The sequence below is a fragment of the Salipiger pentaromativorans genome (assembly GCF_024721115.1).
GTDB lineage: Bacteria > Pseudomonadota > Alphaproteobacteria > Rhodobacterales > Rhodobacteraceae > Salipiger > Salipiger pentaromativorans.
In genome coordinates, this window is the sequence record NZ_JAMDHK010000009.1 from 142332 (window position 1) to 156504 (window position 14173).

General features: G+C 65.4%; 14 protein-coding genes. 8 read left to right on the forward strand and 6 right to left on the reverse strand.

Going from position 1 to position 14173, the window contains the following annotated elements:
- Window positions 1-469: 469 nt before the first annotated feature.
- The 5 genes from M4578_RS14870 (at window position 470) to M4578_RS14890 (ending at window position 4236) form a co-directional block, all read left to right on the forward strand.
- Window positions 470-850 (forward strand): winged helix-turn-helix domain-containing protein, encoded by a 381-nt coding sequence (locus M4578_RS14870; protein ID WP_258094075.1) that lies wholly within the window; start codon window positions 470-472, stop codon window positions 848-850.
- Window positions 851-918: 68 nt separating this feature from the next.
- Window positions 919-1707 (forward strand): molybdate ABC transporter substrate-binding protein, encoded by a 789-nt coding sequence (gene modA, locus M4578_RS14875; RefSeq protein ID WP_258094076.1) that lies wholly within the window; start codon window positions 919-921, stop codon window positions 1705-1707.
- Window positions 1708-1716: 9 nt separating this feature from the next.
- A complete protein-coding gene (gene modB, locus M4578_RS14880) occupies window positions 1717-2409 on the forward strand; it encodes a molybdate ABC transporter permease subunit (protein WP_258094077.1) in 693 nt (230 codons plus the stop codon).
- Window positions 2409-3503, forward strand: coding sequence for a molybdenum ABC transporter ATP-binding protein (gene modC / locus M4578_RS14885; RefSeq protein WP_258094078.1), 1095 nt, complete (start codon window positions 2409-2411; stop codon window positions 3501-3503). The genes modB and modC overlap by 1 nt, the downstream gene beginning before the upstream one ends.
- Window positions 3496-4236 carry a substrate-binding domain-containing protein gene (locus M4578_RS14890; protein ID WP_258094079.1) on the forward strand — a complete coding sequence of 247 codons (741 nt, stop codon included), beginning with the start codon at window positions 3496-3498 and terminating at the stop codon, window positions 4234-4236. The genes modC and M4578_RS14890 overlap by 8 nt, the downstream gene beginning before the upstream one ends.
- Window positions 4237-4300: 64 nt before the next feature.
- On the opposite strand, the gene M4578_RS14895 is transcribed toward M4578_RS14890, so the two are convergent.
- From M4578_RS14895 to M4578_RS14915, 5 genes are all read right to left on the reverse strand, one after another.
- Window positions 4301-5620 (reverse strand): NAD(P)/FAD-dependent oxidoreductase, encoded by a 1320-nt coding sequence (locus M4578_RS14895; RefSeq protein ID WP_258094080.1) that lies wholly within the window; start codon window positions 5618-5620, stop codon window positions 4301-4303.
- Window positions 5617-6438 (reverse strand): ABC transporter permease, encoded by an 822-nt coding sequence (locus M4578_RS14900; protein ID WP_258094081.1) that lies wholly within the window; start codon window positions 6436-6438, stop codon window positions 5617-5619. The genes M4578_RS14895 and M4578_RS14900 overlap by 4 nt, the downstream gene beginning before the upstream one ends.
- Before the next feature lie 91 nt (window positions 6439-6529).
- Window positions 6530-7420, reverse strand: a complete 891-nt coding sequence (locus tag M4578_RS14905; protein ID WP_258094082.1) for an ABC transporter permease subunit — start codon at window positions 7418-7420, stop codon at window positions 6530-6532.
- Window positions 7421-7560: 140 nt separating this feature from the next.
- The gene (locus M4578_RS14910) at window positions 7561-8682 is read right to left on the reverse strand and encodes an ABC transporter ATP-binding protein (protein WP_258094083.1); all 1122 of its coding nucleotides are present in this window, start codon (window positions 8680-8682) and stop codon (window positions 7561-7563) included.
- 70 nt (window positions 8683-8752) lie between these two features.
- The gene (locus M4578_RS14915) at window positions 8753-9838 is read right to left on the reverse strand and encodes a polyamine ABC transporter substrate-binding protein (protein WP_274705640.1); all 1086 of its coding nucleotides are present in this window, start codon (window positions 9836-9838) and stop codon (window positions 8753-8755) included.
- 150 nt (window positions 9839-9988) lie between these two features.
- Here M4578_RS14915 and M4578_RS14920 point away from each other — a divergent pair, with 150 nt between their 5' ends.
- Both M4578_RS14920 and M4578_RS14925 read left to right on the forward strand, forming a co-directional pair.
- Window positions 9989-10645, forward strand: a complete 657-nt coding sequence (locus M4578_RS14920; RefSeq protein ID WP_258094085.1) for a GntR family transcriptional regulator — start codon at window positions 9989-9991, stop codon at window positions 10643-10645.
- Window positions 10646-10712: 67 nt separating this feature from the next.
- Entirely contained in the window at window positions 10713-12113 is a 1401-nt protein-coding gene (locus M4578_RS14925; protein WP_258094086.1) for an aspartate aminotransferase family protein, read from the forward strand.
- Between the two features lie 136 nt (window positions 12114-12249).
- Here the strand turns inward: M4578_RS14925 and M4578_RS14930 are convergent, their stop codons facing one another.
- Complete coding sequence (locus tag M4578_RS14930; protein ID WP_258094087.1) at window positions 12250-12624, reverse strand: rhodanese-like domain-containing protein; 375 nt, start codon at window positions 12622-12624, stop codon at window positions 12250-12252.
- Window positions 12625-12915: 291 nt separating this feature from the next.
- Here M4578_RS14930 and M4578_RS14935 point away from each other — a divergent pair, with 291 nt between their 5' ends.
- Complete coding sequence (locus M4578_RS14935; protein WP_258094088.1) at window positions 12916-14142, forward strand: urate hydroxylase PuuD; 1227 nt, start codon at window positions 12916-12918, stop codon at window positions 14140-14142.
- The last annotated feature ends 31 nt before the right edge of the window (window positions 14143-14173 follow it).

The window sequence follows — 14173 nt, forward strand, 5'->3', positions numbered from 1 at the left end:
CCCCCTCCGGCACCCTGTTTGGCGGAAGGTGGTTAACAAGTTCTTAAACTTTGGTGCGGCGGCGAGGAAAAGAAGGCGCCGGCGCGGCGGTGGTCCGGGGAGGCGCTTGTCCGGGACGGTAGGGTCGAGCGGCGCGCTTTCGGCGGCGGCGCTACCGGGCCGCGTTTGTCCTGTCGGGCGCGGGAGGCCAGACGAAGCCATCTCCTGCCGCCCCCTGCGCATCGGTGAAGGTGAGCAGGAGCCAGAACAGGAAGAGCGTGATTGCTGACGCCTTCAGGCAGCAGAAAACGCCTTTGCGTGTCGCGGGAGACGGGGTGTTCATATCGGCGCTCCGGTGCGGGTGGGCAGCTTATCCGTGATTCGCTATATTTTGTCAGATATATCGAACTGCTGGAAGGGCCGTTCGCACCGGTATTCGGGGCTGCGGTTCGCGCTTGCCCGGGGCCTCGCGGCGGGGCAGAGTTGCGGCATGACCGACGATGCGATCCATGACACCGAAACGCGCCTGCGGCTTCGGATCTATTTCGGAGACGGCGCGATGCTGGGGCCGGGAAAGGCCGATCTGCTGGAACGCATCCGCGATACCGGTTCCATCGCGGCGGCCGGGCGCACCATGTCGATGAGCTACAAGCGGGCCTGGTCCTTGGTCGAAGAGATGAACAAGGCGTTTCGCGAGCCGCTTGTCGATTCGACCCGGGGCGGGGCCAAGGGCGGTGGCGCGCATCTGACGGAGGCCGGCGAAACCGTCCTGTCGAATTACCGCAAGCTCGAGGAGATCACGGCAGAGGCCGGTGCCGCCCGGATCGGACTCATCCGCTCGATGTTGCGGGATATTCCCGAAGGAAAATAACGCTTGCCAGCCACAGACAGGATTGCGATATGTTTTCCAAACCATAACTGGCTGGGGGATGTCTCTCGATGGCACTTGTTTCTATTCACCACATGACGGCGGGGGCTGCCGGCCTCGCGCTGAGCCTTGCGGCACTTGCGCCGGGCGCGGCATCGGCCGACGAAATCACCGTCTTTGCCGCCGCCAGCATGACCAACGCGCTTGCCGAGATCGAGCAGGGGTTCGAGGCGGCCAGCGGTCACGATCTGGTCGTCTCGCTGGCGGGCTCCTCGGCGCTGGCGCGGCAGATCCAGCAGGGCGCGCCGGCGGATATCTTCGTTTCGGCCAACCCGGGATGGATGGACACGCTCGAGGCCGATGGGCTGGTCGAGCCGGGCACGCGCTTTGATCTGCTGAACAATGCCATCGTGCTGATCGCCCATGGCGCCGATGCCGCGCCGGTCGAGATCGGGCCGGATACCGATCTGGCCGGGCTGCTCGGCGAGGGCCGTCTGGCCATGGCGCTGGTCGATGCGGTGCCCGCCGGGATCTATGGCAAGGCGTCGCTGGAAAGCCTCGGGCTTTGGGAAAGCGTTGCGCCGCAGGTGGCGCAATCGGACAATGTGCGCGCCGCGCTGGCGCTCGTGGCGACGGGCGAGGCGCCCTATGGCATCGTCTATGCCACCGACGCGGCCGCCGAGGACAGCGTGTCGGTGGTCGGCACCTTCCCCGCCGACAGCCATCCGCCGATCGTCTATCCGGCCGCCGATCTCGCCAATCGCGATTTCCCCGCCGAAACCGAATTTCTCGATTATCTCCGTGGCGCAGAGGCCCGTGCGGCCTTTGAACGCCAGGGGTTTGTCGTCGTGGCGGAGTAAGGCACCCGGATGGACTGGCTGGGCCCCGAGGAATGGCGGGCGGTTGCGCTCTCGTTGCAGGTGTCGTTCTGGGCGACGCTTGTCAGCCTTCCGCTCGGGGTCTTCACGGCTTACGCGCTTGCCCGGTGGTCCTTTCCGGGCAAGCAGCTTCTCAACGGGATCGTGCATCTGCCGCTGATCCTGCCGCCGGTGGTGACCGGCTATATCCTGCTGCTGACGTTCGGCACGCGCGGACCGGTCGGCAGCCTGCTTAACGAGATCGGCATCGTGTTCGCCTTCCGCTGGACGGGGGCGGCGCTGGCGGCCGGCGTGATGGCCTTTCCGCTGATGGTCCGCGCGATCCGCCTGTCCATCGAGGCGGTCGACCCCAAGCTGGAGCAGGCCAGCGCCACGCTGGGGGCTGCGCCGCTCTGGGTGTTTCTGACCGTCACGCTGCCGATGGCGCTGCCGGGCATCGTCGCGGGCGCGATCCTTGCCTTCGCCAAGGCGATGGGCGAATTCGGCGCGACCATCACCTTCGTCTCGAACATCCCCGGCCAGACCCGCACGATCCCGTCGGCGATTTATGCCTTTCTTCAGGTGCCGGGCGGGGAGGGCTCGGCGATGAAGCTGGTGCTCGTCTCGGTCACGGTCGCGATGAGCGCGCTTCTGGTGTCCGAGCTGATCGCCCGCCGTGTCGCGGCCCGGGTGGGGGGCAAGTGATGCTGGAGGTCGATCTGCACCATTCCTTCGGTGGCTTCACGCTGGAGGCGCGGTTTCAGGCGCCGCCGGGGGTGACCGTTCTGTTCGGTCGCTCGGGATCGGGCAAGACCACCATCGTCAACGCGGTGGCGGGGCTGCTCACCCCGGATGAGGGGCGCATCGCGGCGGGGGAGTGGGTGCTGCTCGACACCGCGCGGGGCATTCGCCTGAAACCGCATCGCCGCCGGTTGGGCTATATCTTTCAGGAAGGACGGCTCTTCCCGCATCTGACCGTCCGGCAAAACCTCGGATACGGGGCATGGTTCGCGCCGAAGGACGCGCCGCGCGAGGATCTTGGCCGGGTGGTCGAGCTGCTGGGCGTGGGCCATCTTCTCGATCGCCGCCCCGGGGCGCTTTCGGGCGGTGAAAAGCAGCGGGTCGCCATCGGCCGCGCGCTGCTGTCCTCGCCGCGCCTGATCCTTGCGGACGAACCGCTGGCCGCGCTCGACGAGGCACGCAAGGCGGAGATCCTTCCCTATTTCGAGCGGCTGCGCGACGAGGTGTCGGTGCCGATCCTCTATGTCAGCCATTCGGCTTCGGAAGTGGCGCGATTGGCAACCACGGTCGTGGCGCTCGACGCCGGAAAGGTGATCCGGCAGGGCACGGCATCGGAGATTCTGGGCGATCCCTCCGTGCTTCCCGCCGGCGCGCGCGAGGCCGGCGCGGTGCTGACCGCGACCGTTGCGGCACACCATCCGGACGGGCTGACCGAGCTCAGCGCGGGGGGCACGCCGCTGTTCCTGCCGCATATCGCGCAGCCTTTGGGCAGCCAGATCCGCGTGCGCATCGCGGCGCATGACGTGATTCTGGCGCGGGGCCGCCCCGAGAACCTTTCGGCGCTCAATATCCTTCGGGGAACCGTGAAGGAAATCCGTTCGGGGGAGGGGCCCGGCGCGATCGTTGCGCTCGACACGCCCGGAGGACGGGTTCTTGCCCGCATCACCCGCCGCTCGGTCGCGGCACTGGGGCTTGCGCCGGGTGTCACGGCCCATGCGGTCGTCAAGACGGTGTCGGTGGCGCCCGGCGACATCGGTGCCGGTGGCGGCCATGCGTGATACCGCCGACAGGGGCGATGTGCTGCTCTGGGCTGCCGGGAGCCTTGTGCTGCCGCTCGAGAAGGCGCGCTGCGATCTTGCCGCAGGGGGCATCCGTCTTGCGTTGCAATGCGGCCCTTCCGGAACGTTGCGGCAGCGCATCGAGGGCGGTGCCCGGCCCGACATCTTCCTGTCCGCCGCGCGCGCGCATATCGACAGGCTGGTCTTGCGCGGGCTGGGACAGGTGCCGCGGCGTTTTTGCGGCAACCGCATCGTCGCGCTGCTGGGCCCGTCCGTGCCGCGGGACAGACCGTTTCTCGACCTGCTGCTGGCCGAGGGTGTCACGCTGGCGACTTCGACTCCGCTGGCCGATCCCTCGGGGGATTATGCCTGGAGCATATTCGACAAGGCCGAAACGCTGCGTCCGGGGGCCCGCGAGGCGCTGAAGCGCAAGGTCCGCCTGCTGGCCGGCGGGCCGGGGGCGCCCTCGGCGCCCGAAGGAACCCATCACTACGGCTGGATCGTGACAGAGGGGCTGGCGGATGTGTTCCTGACCTATGCGAGCAGCGCCCGGCAGGCCGTCGCGCTTTATCCCGAGCTCACCATGCTGGAACCGCCGCCTGAACTGGCCATCGCTGCCGAGTTCTGGGGGCTGCGCCTCGGGGCGCCCGGGGCGCTGTGCGAGACGGTTTGGGAGTATATCCATTCCGGACGATTTGCGCAGCATCTCGCCGAAACTGGTTTCGAGATGTGAGAGGCCGGGCTGCCTGACGCTGCCGCGCTGAGCGGCGGGTCATCGGGGCGTGGGAGGCTGTCGTTTACAGATCGAACAGGCTGGCGGTGGCATAGGCCGGTGCCAGCAATGCGCGGCGGAACCGGCCCAGCGGAAAGCGGCGCGGCGGATGGCGCATGGCCTCGGGGAGCGGCGCCCGGGGGGCTTTGCCCTGCATGAGATCGGCGAGGATCATGCCGGTGTGGCTGGCCATGGCGACGCCGTTGCCGTGATAGCCCATGCCGGCGAAAAGGCTGGGGTGGCCGGGCACCGGCCCGGCGAAAGGGGTGAGGCTTGCCATGAGGCAGACCAGCCCGGCCCATTCATGGGTCAGCGCCACATCGCGCCAGCCGGGGAACATCTGGGTGAAATCGGCGCGGATCTTGCGCGAGATCGCCGCCTGACTGCCCGGTCGTGCGGTGAGTCCGCCGCGCATGCCGAAGAGAAAGCGATTGTCGGGCATCAGGCGGAAATAATGCAGCAGAAATCGCGTGTCATAAGCCATCTGATGCGAGGTCCAGCCCTGCGCGGCCTTGCGCGCGTCAGAGAGCGGTTCGGTGACGATCACACTCGACTGCACGGGCAGATACCGGCCGCGCAGCCAGTCGGGCAGATCCTCGGAGGAATAACCGTTGGTGGCGAGGAGCACCCTATCGGCGGTCAGCGTGCCGTGCGGCGTCTGAAGTCGCCATGTGCCGTTATTCTTCAGGCTGGTGACCGGGCTGTGGGCGTGGAGCGTGGCACCGGCGGATTGCGCGGCGCGGGCGAGGCCCGCGTGATATTTGCGCGGGTTCAGCGCAAAGCCGAGCGGCGTGGTGAGCGCCCCGAAGAACGGTCCGCCGAGCCCTTCGGCGGCCATGTCTTCCATTTCGATGAGCCGGGGCGTGACCCCGTAGTCGGTTTGTGTCTCCTCAACCCCCGCCTTCAGCTTTTCGAAGGCGCGGGCGTTGTGGGCGATGAGCGTCTCGCCCTCGGAATGGGAGTCGGCGTTGATCCCGTGGGCTTCTATAAGCCCCGCCACGGTGTTGATGGCGGCTTTTTCGGTGGCACGCCAGTCCTTCAACCCCTTGGCGCCGTAGCTGCGGCGCAGGCTGGCGCCCGAGGCCTTGGCGCCGCCAAGACAGCAGAACCCGCCGTTGCGCCCCGAGGCGCCATAGCCCGCGTGATCCGCCTCCAGCACGGTGACCCCGACCCCGTCCTGCGCCAGATGCAGTGCGGCGGAAAGCCCGGTGAAGCCGCCGCCGATGACGGCGACCTCGGTGTGACGCGGGCCGGGCAATGTCGGCCAGTCATCGGGCGGCACGGTATCGGCCCAGAAACAGGCGCCCTGCGGGCCGTAGGCGGCCGGTTCGTAGATGCGTTTCATTCTTCGGTGCGGATCGCGGCCTGTTCGTCGCGGGCCTGGGCCACGGCGGCGCGTTTGGTGATGATCGAGGCGCTGATCACCCCTACGGTGACGATGGCGATGAGGATCGTGGAGAGCGCGTTGATCTGCGGGCTGACACCCAAGCGCACCGCCGAGAAGATCTTGATCGGCAGGGTGGTGGCCGAGGGCCCGGTGGTGAAGCTGGCGATCACCAGATCGTCGAGCGAGAGCGTGAAGGCCAGCAGCCAGCCCGAGATCACCGCGGGCGCGATGATCGGCAGGGTGACCAGCCGGAATGCCTCGAAGGCCGAACAGCCGAGATCGAGAGCGGCTTCCTCCAGCGATTTGTCGAAGCTGGTGAGCCGGGAGGAGACCACCACCGAGACATAGCACATGGCAAAGGTGGTATGGGCCAGAACGATGGTGAAGACGCCCCGGTCGAGCCCGATGCCGATGAAGAGCAGCAGCAGCGACAGGCCGGTGATCACCTCGGGCATGACGAGCGGCGCGTAGATCATGCCGGAAAACAGTGTGCGGCCAAGGAAACGGCCCGCGCGCACCAGCACATAGGCGGCCATGGTGCCGAGCACGGTGGCGAGGGTCGAGGAGAAGACCGCCACCTTGAGCGTGACCCAGGCGGCGTCGAGAAACTCCTGATCGCGGAACAGCTCGCCATACCATTTGGTCGAGAACCCCGCCCAGACGGTGACCAGACGGCTTTCGTTGAAGCTGTAGATCACCAGCAGGATCATCGGCAGGTAGAGGAAGGCAAAGCCCAGCGTGAGCGAGGTGGCGTTGAACCAGGAGAAGCGTCTCATGCCTGCGCCTCCATGCCCCGCGCCGCGCGGGCGGCAGGGTCGGGTTTGCGTATTTGGAAAGAGAAGAAGCGCAGGGGGGTGGGAAGAGATGTCATCCTTCCGCCTCCCGTGCCTTCTGCTCGTTGCGCTGGAAGAGGATGATCGGGATGATCAGGATCAACAGCAGGATCACCGCCACCGCCGAGGCCACCGGCCAGTCGCGGTTGGAGAAGAACTCCTCGAAGAGCACCTTGCCGATCATCAGCGTGCCCGAGCCGCCGAGCAGCGAGGGGATGACGAATTCGCCGAGTGCCGGGATGAAGACCAGGAAGCAGCCCGCGATGATGCCGTTTTTCGACAGCGGCCAGGTGACCAGCCAGAAGGCCGCGAAGCGCGAGCAGCCGAGATCCTCGGCGGCTTCGATCAGGCTTTCGTCCATCTTTTCCAGCGCCGAATAGATCGGCAGCACCATGAAGGGCAGGTAGGTGTAGACGATGCCGATATAGACCGCCGTGGGCGTGTTCATGATCATCAGCGGGTCCGAGATGATGCCGATCTTGAGCAGCACCGTGTTCAGCACGCCTTCGGTCGAGAGGATCCCCATCCAGGAATAGACGCGGATCAGGAAAGAGGTCCAGAACGGCAGGATCACCAGCATGAGCAGGGTGGGGCGCCATTCGGTGGCGGCGCGGGCCATGCCATAGGCGACGGGGTAGCCGACCAGCAGCGTCAGGACGGTGGAGAGCGCGGCGATCTTCAGCGAGCTGAGATAGGCTTTCCAGTAGAGCGAGTCGGTGGTGAGGAAGACGAAATTCTCGAAGTCCAGCTCCGAGAAGAAGGTCTTGAGCCCCTCCCAGCCAGCGGAGAAATCGAGCTGCGGCGTGTAGGGCGGGCGGGCCAGCGCCACGTCCGACAGCGAGATCTTGAGCACGATCACGAAGGGAACGAGGAAGAGCACCAGAAGCCAGAGATAGGGCACGGCGATGAGGGCGAAGCGGCGCATCTCAGAAGCCTCCCCGGCTCGGGGCTTGCGAAACCCGCCCCGGACCTGTTCCGGGGCCTCCACATCTGTCATCTGTTCCACCGGCGAGGTCCCGGCGCGGGGGCCGGGACGGGTGGCGAGGGAGGGCGGTCAGCATCGGCTCAGCCCTCCAGCAGCACGCCGCAGCGGTCCGTCCAGTTCACCCAGACCTCGTCTTCCCAGGTGAAGCTGCGCCGCGTGTCGCGTTCGGTGTTGAAGTTCTGCGCCTTGATGATCTGCCCGTTGCCAAGCTCGACATGATAGGTCGAGAGGTTGCCGAGATAGCCGATGTCGATCACCTTGCCGCGCAGCACATTGTCGTCCTCGGGCTTGTTGTGGTGGATCTCGACCTTCTCGGGCCGCACGGCCACATAGCCGGTCTGCCCTTCGGACAGCACCAGCGGCGAGGCGCAGCGCAGCGGCGGCTGGCCCTCGGCCCAGTGCAGCTCATAGACATCGCCCGCCTTGCGCGCCTTGCCCTCGAGCACGGTCACATCGCCGAGGAATCCGGCCACATAGACCGAATTCGGCTGTTCGTAGATCACCGGGGGCGTGGCGACCTGCACCAGCCGCCCCTCGTCCATCACCGCGATGCGGGAGGCGACGGTCATCGCCTCTTCCTGATCGTGGGTCACGATCACGAAGGTGGTGCCGGTCTTTTCCTGAATGTCCATCAGTTCGAACTGCGTTTCCTCACGCAGCTTCTTGTCGAGCGCCCCCAGCGGCTCGTCGAGCAGCAGCAGCTTGGGCGCCTTGGCGAGCGAGCGGGCCAGCGCCACGCGCTGGCGCTGGCCGCCGGAAATCTGATGCGGCTTGCGCTTGGCGAATTTGGTCAGCCGGGTGAGGCGCAGCATCTCTTCCACGCGGGCGGCGATGGCGTCCTTGTCGCGGCTCTCGCGCTTCAGGCCGAAGGCGATGTTCTCCCAGATCGACAGATGCGGAAACAGCGCGTAGCTCTGGAACATCATGTTCACCGGGCGCTTGTTGGGCGGCACGGCGCTGATGTTCTGACCGCCGAGGATGATTTCGCCGTCCGAGATCGTCTCGAACCCGGCGAGCATCCGCATCATCGTGGTCTTGCCGCAGCCCGAGGGGCCGAGCAGGGCGAAGAACTCGCGCTCGTAGATGTCGAGCGACAGCGTGTCGATGGCGGTGAAGTCGCCAAAGCGCTTGGTCACGTTGCGGAATTCGATCAGCGGTTTCTGATCGGGGTCTGTCCACGGGGCGAAAACGGTCTGAGCCATGCGGAATACTGTCCTGTCTGGGTCAAGAAAAGGCCCGCGCCTTTGGGGCGCGGGCCGGTCCGTCGGGGTCTCAGGTGCCCGACTTGATCTTGGTCCAGAGGCGCGTCACCACACGCTGCACCTTTGGCTCATAGGGCGTGGTGGTGAAGGTGTTCTCCATCGCCGCCGGGGTCGGATAGATCGCCGGATCGCCGATCACGTCCTCTTCGAGGAATTCCTGGGAGGCGAGGTTGCCGTTGGCGTAATAGACGTAGTTCGACGCCGCCGCCATGTTCTGCGCATCCATGATGAAGTTCAGGAACACATGGGCGCCATCGGGGTTCGGGGCGTCGACCGGGATGGCCATCTCGTCGAACCACATCTGTGCACCCTCGTCCGGCGCATAATAGGAGATTTCGACGCCGTTGTCGGCCTCGGCCGCGCGGTCGCGCGCTTGCAGCACGTCACCAGACCAGCCCACCGCCACGCAGATGTCGCCATTGGCCAGCGCGTTGATGTATTCCGAGCTGTGGAACTTTTGGATATAGGGGCGCACCGGCATATAGACCGCTTCGGCCTTGGCGATCACCTCGGGGTCGTGGCTGTCGGGATCCTCGCCGATATAGTTCAGCGCGGCGGGGATCATCTCGGTCGGGGCGTCGAGGAACATCACGCCGCAGGCGGCGAGTTTTTCCATGTTCTCGGGCTTGAAGACCAGGTCCCAGGAGGTCACCGGCGCGTCTTCGCCGAGGATTTCCTTGACCTTGGGTTCGTTCACGCCGATGCCGGTGGTGCCCCACATGTAGTTGATCGCGTATTCGTTGCCGGGGTCGTATTTCGAGGTCCGGTCGGCGATCACATCCCACATATTGGCGATGTTCGGCAGCTTCGACTTGTCGAGCTTCTGGAATGCGCCCGCGGCGATCTGGCGCTGCAGGAAGGTGCCGGTGGGCACCACCACGTCATAACCGGAGCCGCCGGCGAGCATCTTGGTCTCCAGCACCTCGTTGCTGTCGAACACGTCGTAGATCAGATCGAGGCCGGTTTCCTCTTCGAACTTGGTCAGAAGATCCTCGTCGATATAGTCCGACCAGTTGTAGACGCGGACCTCTTCGGCCTGGGCCATCCCCGTGGCCAGCGCGAGGGTCGCGGTAATCGTCAGAAGGGGTGTTTTCATCATGTGCTCCCGTTGGACATGGGGTCTTGTCGCCCCGTGGCCTTTGGATTTGATCAAATGTTGCGCGATATGGCAACATACGAGATGTTTTCACGGGCTGCGGGAGCGTGCAAGATGGGTTTGCGGGCGGATTGGTCAAACAGGAGGCAGATGGTGAACTTGCGGGCAGAGGGTGCGGGCCTGCCGACCCATGAAGTGGTGTATCGCCAGGTGCGCGACATGATTCTCTTCGGCGAGCTGGAGCCGGGACAGCCGGTGACGATCCAGGGGCTGGTGGAGGGGCTCGGGGCGGGCATGACCCCGGTGCGCGAGGCGCTGCGGCGGCTGATCGCCGAAGGGGCGCTGGTGTTTCAGGGCAACCGGCGGATCACCGTTCCGGTGCTGGACGCGGCCGCGGTCGAGGAGCTGACGCTGGCGCGCGTGGCGCTTGAGCCGCAATTGGCGCGGCGTGCGGCGCTGCGCTGCGACGACGCGGCGGTGGCACTGTTGACGGCCACCGACACGCGGCTGGATGCGGCCATCGCCAAGGGCGACGTGCGCGGTTACCTGGTCGAGAATCACCAGTTCCATGCCGAGCTGAATGCGGTGGCGGGCGCCCCCATACTGACCGATCTGGTCGAAGGGCTCTGGCTGCGCTTCGGACCGTCGCTGCGGGTGGTCTGCGGCCAGTTCGGCACGCGCAACCTGCCCGACCAGCACAAGGCGATCCTCGCCGCGCTGGCCCGCCGCGACCCGGAGGGGGCCGCCGCGGCCATGCAGGCCGATGTCGCGCAGGGGATGACGCAGATCGCCGCCGGATTGTCCTGATTCGATTGACAGGAAATAATTTGATCATATTCTGCGCCTCGACCCCCGAAATTCAGGAGACGCGGCCATGACCTTCATTTCTCCCAACGCGCCCACAGCCGAGCTGCAGGCGCTGGACTCCGCCCATCACGTGCATCCCTTCACCCATGGTAACGAGCTTGCCAAAAAGGGTGCGCGGGTGATCACCCGCGCCGAAGGCTCGTGGCTGACCGACAGCGAGGGCGAACGCATTCTCGACGGCATGGCCGGGCTCTGGTGCGTGAATGTGGGCTACGGGCGCAAGGAACTCGCCGCCGCCGCCGCCCGCCAGATGGAAGAGCTGCCCTATTACAACACCTTCTTCCAGACCACCCATGTGCCCGCGATCCAGCTTTCGGCGCGGCTGGCGGAGCTGGCGCCGGGCGATCTCAACCACGTCTTCTATGCGTCCTCCGGGTCGGAGGCGAACGACACCAATATCCGCCTGGTGCGCACCTACTGGGCCGAAAAGGGCCAGCCCGAGCGCAAGGTGATCATCTCGCGCTGGAACGCCTATCACGGCTCTTCCGTGGGCTCGGCCAGCCTCGGCGGCATGAAGGGCATGCACGGGCAGGGGGGCGTGATCCCGGATGTGCACCATATCGACCAGCCGCACTGGTGGGCCGAGGGCGGGGACATGAGCCCCGAGGAGTTCGGCCTGGAGCGCGCCCGCCAGCTCGAAGCTGCCATCGAGGAGATCGGCCCCGAGAAGGTCGCGGCCTTCATCGCAGAGCCGATCCAGGGTGCAGGCGGGGTGATCATCCCGCCCGCCAGCTACTGGCCCGAGATCCAGCGCATCGTCGACAAATACGGCATCCTGCTGATCGCCGACGAGGTGATCTGCGGCTTCGGACGCACCGGCAACTGGTTCGGCTCGCAAACCATGGGGATCACGCCGCATATCATGACCATCGCCAAGGGTCTCAGCTCCGGCTACCAGCCGATCGGCGGGTCGGTGCTTTGCGACGAGGTGGCCGAGGTCATCGCCAGCACCGAGTTCAACCACGGCTACACCTATTCCGGCCACCCGGTGGCCTGTGCCGTGGCGCTGGAAAACCTGCGCATCCTCGACGAAGAGAACATCGTGACCCGCGTGCGCGAGGAGACCGGCCCCTATCTGAAAGAGAAGTTCGAATCGCTGACCGATCACCCGCTGGTGGGCGAGGCGAAGATCGCGGGCTTCATGGGCTCCATCGCGCTGACCCCGGACAAGGCGGCGCGTGCGCCCTTCGCGTCCGAGGCGGGCACCGTGGGCTATATCTGCCGCGAGCGCTGCTTCGCCAACAATCTGGTGATGCGCCATGTGGGCGACCGGATGATCATCTCGCCGCCGCTGGTGCTGACCAAGGCCGAGATCGACACCCTCATCGAACGTGCCTGGACCTCGCTCGACGAGTGCCATGCGGCGCTCAAATCCGAAGGGCTCATGGTGGCCGGCCAGCGCGGCTGACGGCGCGCCCGGCGGCCAGGCTGCGGTTGCGTATTTATGAAAAAGAAGAAGGGCCAGGATCGCTCTTGGCCCTTCTTCTCTTGTCAAATACGCAAAAAACGGCGCCGGCCAGAGGTTGCGGCACCAGAGCGATGCGTCAGCTCACCAGATGCGGCGCGCCGGTGGCCATGTTGGTGCCGATATAGGGTTTCTTGGCGCCTTTCCATGCGCCGAACCCGCCTTCCATATGCGCCACACGGGCAAAGCCCGCGTCCAGCGCCGCGCGGGCCACCCGTTCGGAGCGCACGCCCGAACCGCAGTGGAACACGATGCGCTTGTCGCTCTGGCCGGGCAGTTTCTCGGCCTTGAAGAAGGACAGCGGCATCAGCAGCGCGCCTTCCACATGTTCGAACATGTATTCCTGCGGCGTGCGCACGTCGATCAGAACGATCTCGTTCTTCTTGAAGGCCTCATCGACCTCTTCGACGGTCCAGGTTTCGAGGATGCCGTCGCCGACCTGTTCGGTTTTCATGGCGCAATTCCTTTCGGGCGTTGTGAAGCGTGATTGTCTAAGTAAGTGCGTCTCGGACGGCTGTCGCGCAAGGGGGCGTATTCTGCGACGCGGCATCGCGCCGCGTGTTTCGGCGCGCGAGATGGTCACCGGGCGGGCAGAACGCCTGTGAAATGTGCCGGCGCGGCGCAGGGGGGCGGTTTTCCGGATGCATTTCGCGCAAAACTGGGTTTTCTAAAGGAAACGGTCGTTTGCGCGGGATGCGCCGGACGGACGGAAAAACCTAGAAGAAAAAGAAGACGGAGACGGGACATGATCAATTTCTTGGCGGCCGAGGCCTGGGTGGAATTTGCGGTGCGCTGGCTGCATGTCATCACCGGGATCGCCTGGATCGGGTCTTCGTTCTATTTCATCGCACTCGATCTGGGTCTGCACCGCGACCGCAATCTCGCCTCGGGGGCGGATGGCGAGGAATGGCAGGTTCATGGCGGCGGCTTCTACCATATCCAGAAATATCTCGTGGCGCCCGCGAACATGCCGGACGATCTTGTCTGGTTCAAATGGGAAAGCTACGTGACCTGGCTTTCCGGCTTCGCCATGCTGATCCTGGTCTATTACCTGGGCGCCGAGTTCTATCTCGTCGATCCCGAGGTTCTGGATATTCCGATCTGGGCCGGGATCGTGATCTCGCTCCTGTCGCTGAGCATCGGCTGGATCGCCTATGACCTGCTCTGCAAATCGAAATTCGGCGAGGACAACACCCGCCTGATGCTGTTCCTCTTCGTGGTGCTTGTGATCATGGCCTGGGGCTATACGCAGGTTTTCACCGGCCGCGCCGCGCTGCTGCATCTGGGCGCCTTCACCGCGACGATCATGACCGCCAACGTGTTCTTCGTGATTATCCCGAACCAGAAGATCGTGGTCGAGGACCTGAAGGCCGGCCGCTCCCCGGATCCCAAATACGGCAAGATCGCCAAGCAGCGCTCGACCCATAACAACTATCTGACGCTGCCGGTGCTGTTCCTGATGCTGTCCAACCACTACCCGCTGGCTTTTGCCAGCGAGTATAACTGGATCATCGCCAGCCTTGTCTTCCTGATGGGCGTCACCATCCGGCATTTCTTCAACTCCATGCATGCGCGCAAGGGCACGCCCTACTGGACCTGGCTGGTCACGGCGCTGCTCTTCATCGCGATCATGTGGCTGTCCACGCTGGATCTGCCGGGCGAGTCGGATTGGGAGGCCGAAGCGCAGGGGGCGACGCTGCGCTATGCGCAGGCCGAAGGCTTTGAAGAGGTGCAGGACATCGTGCTGGGCCGCTGTTCCATGTGCCACAGCGCCGAGCCGGGCTGGGACGGGCTCGCCTGGGCGCCCAAGGGCGTGCATTTGGACAGCGCGCAGGGCATCGCGGCCAATGCCAAGGCGATCTATCTTCAGGCCGGGCTGAGCCGGGCCATGCCGCCTGCCAACCTGTCCTTCATGGAGGACGGCGAACGCGAGGTCATCCGCCGCTGGTTCGAAGCGGCGAGCGAGGGCTGACCGCTCTTTACTCGGCGTCCTTGAAGACCGC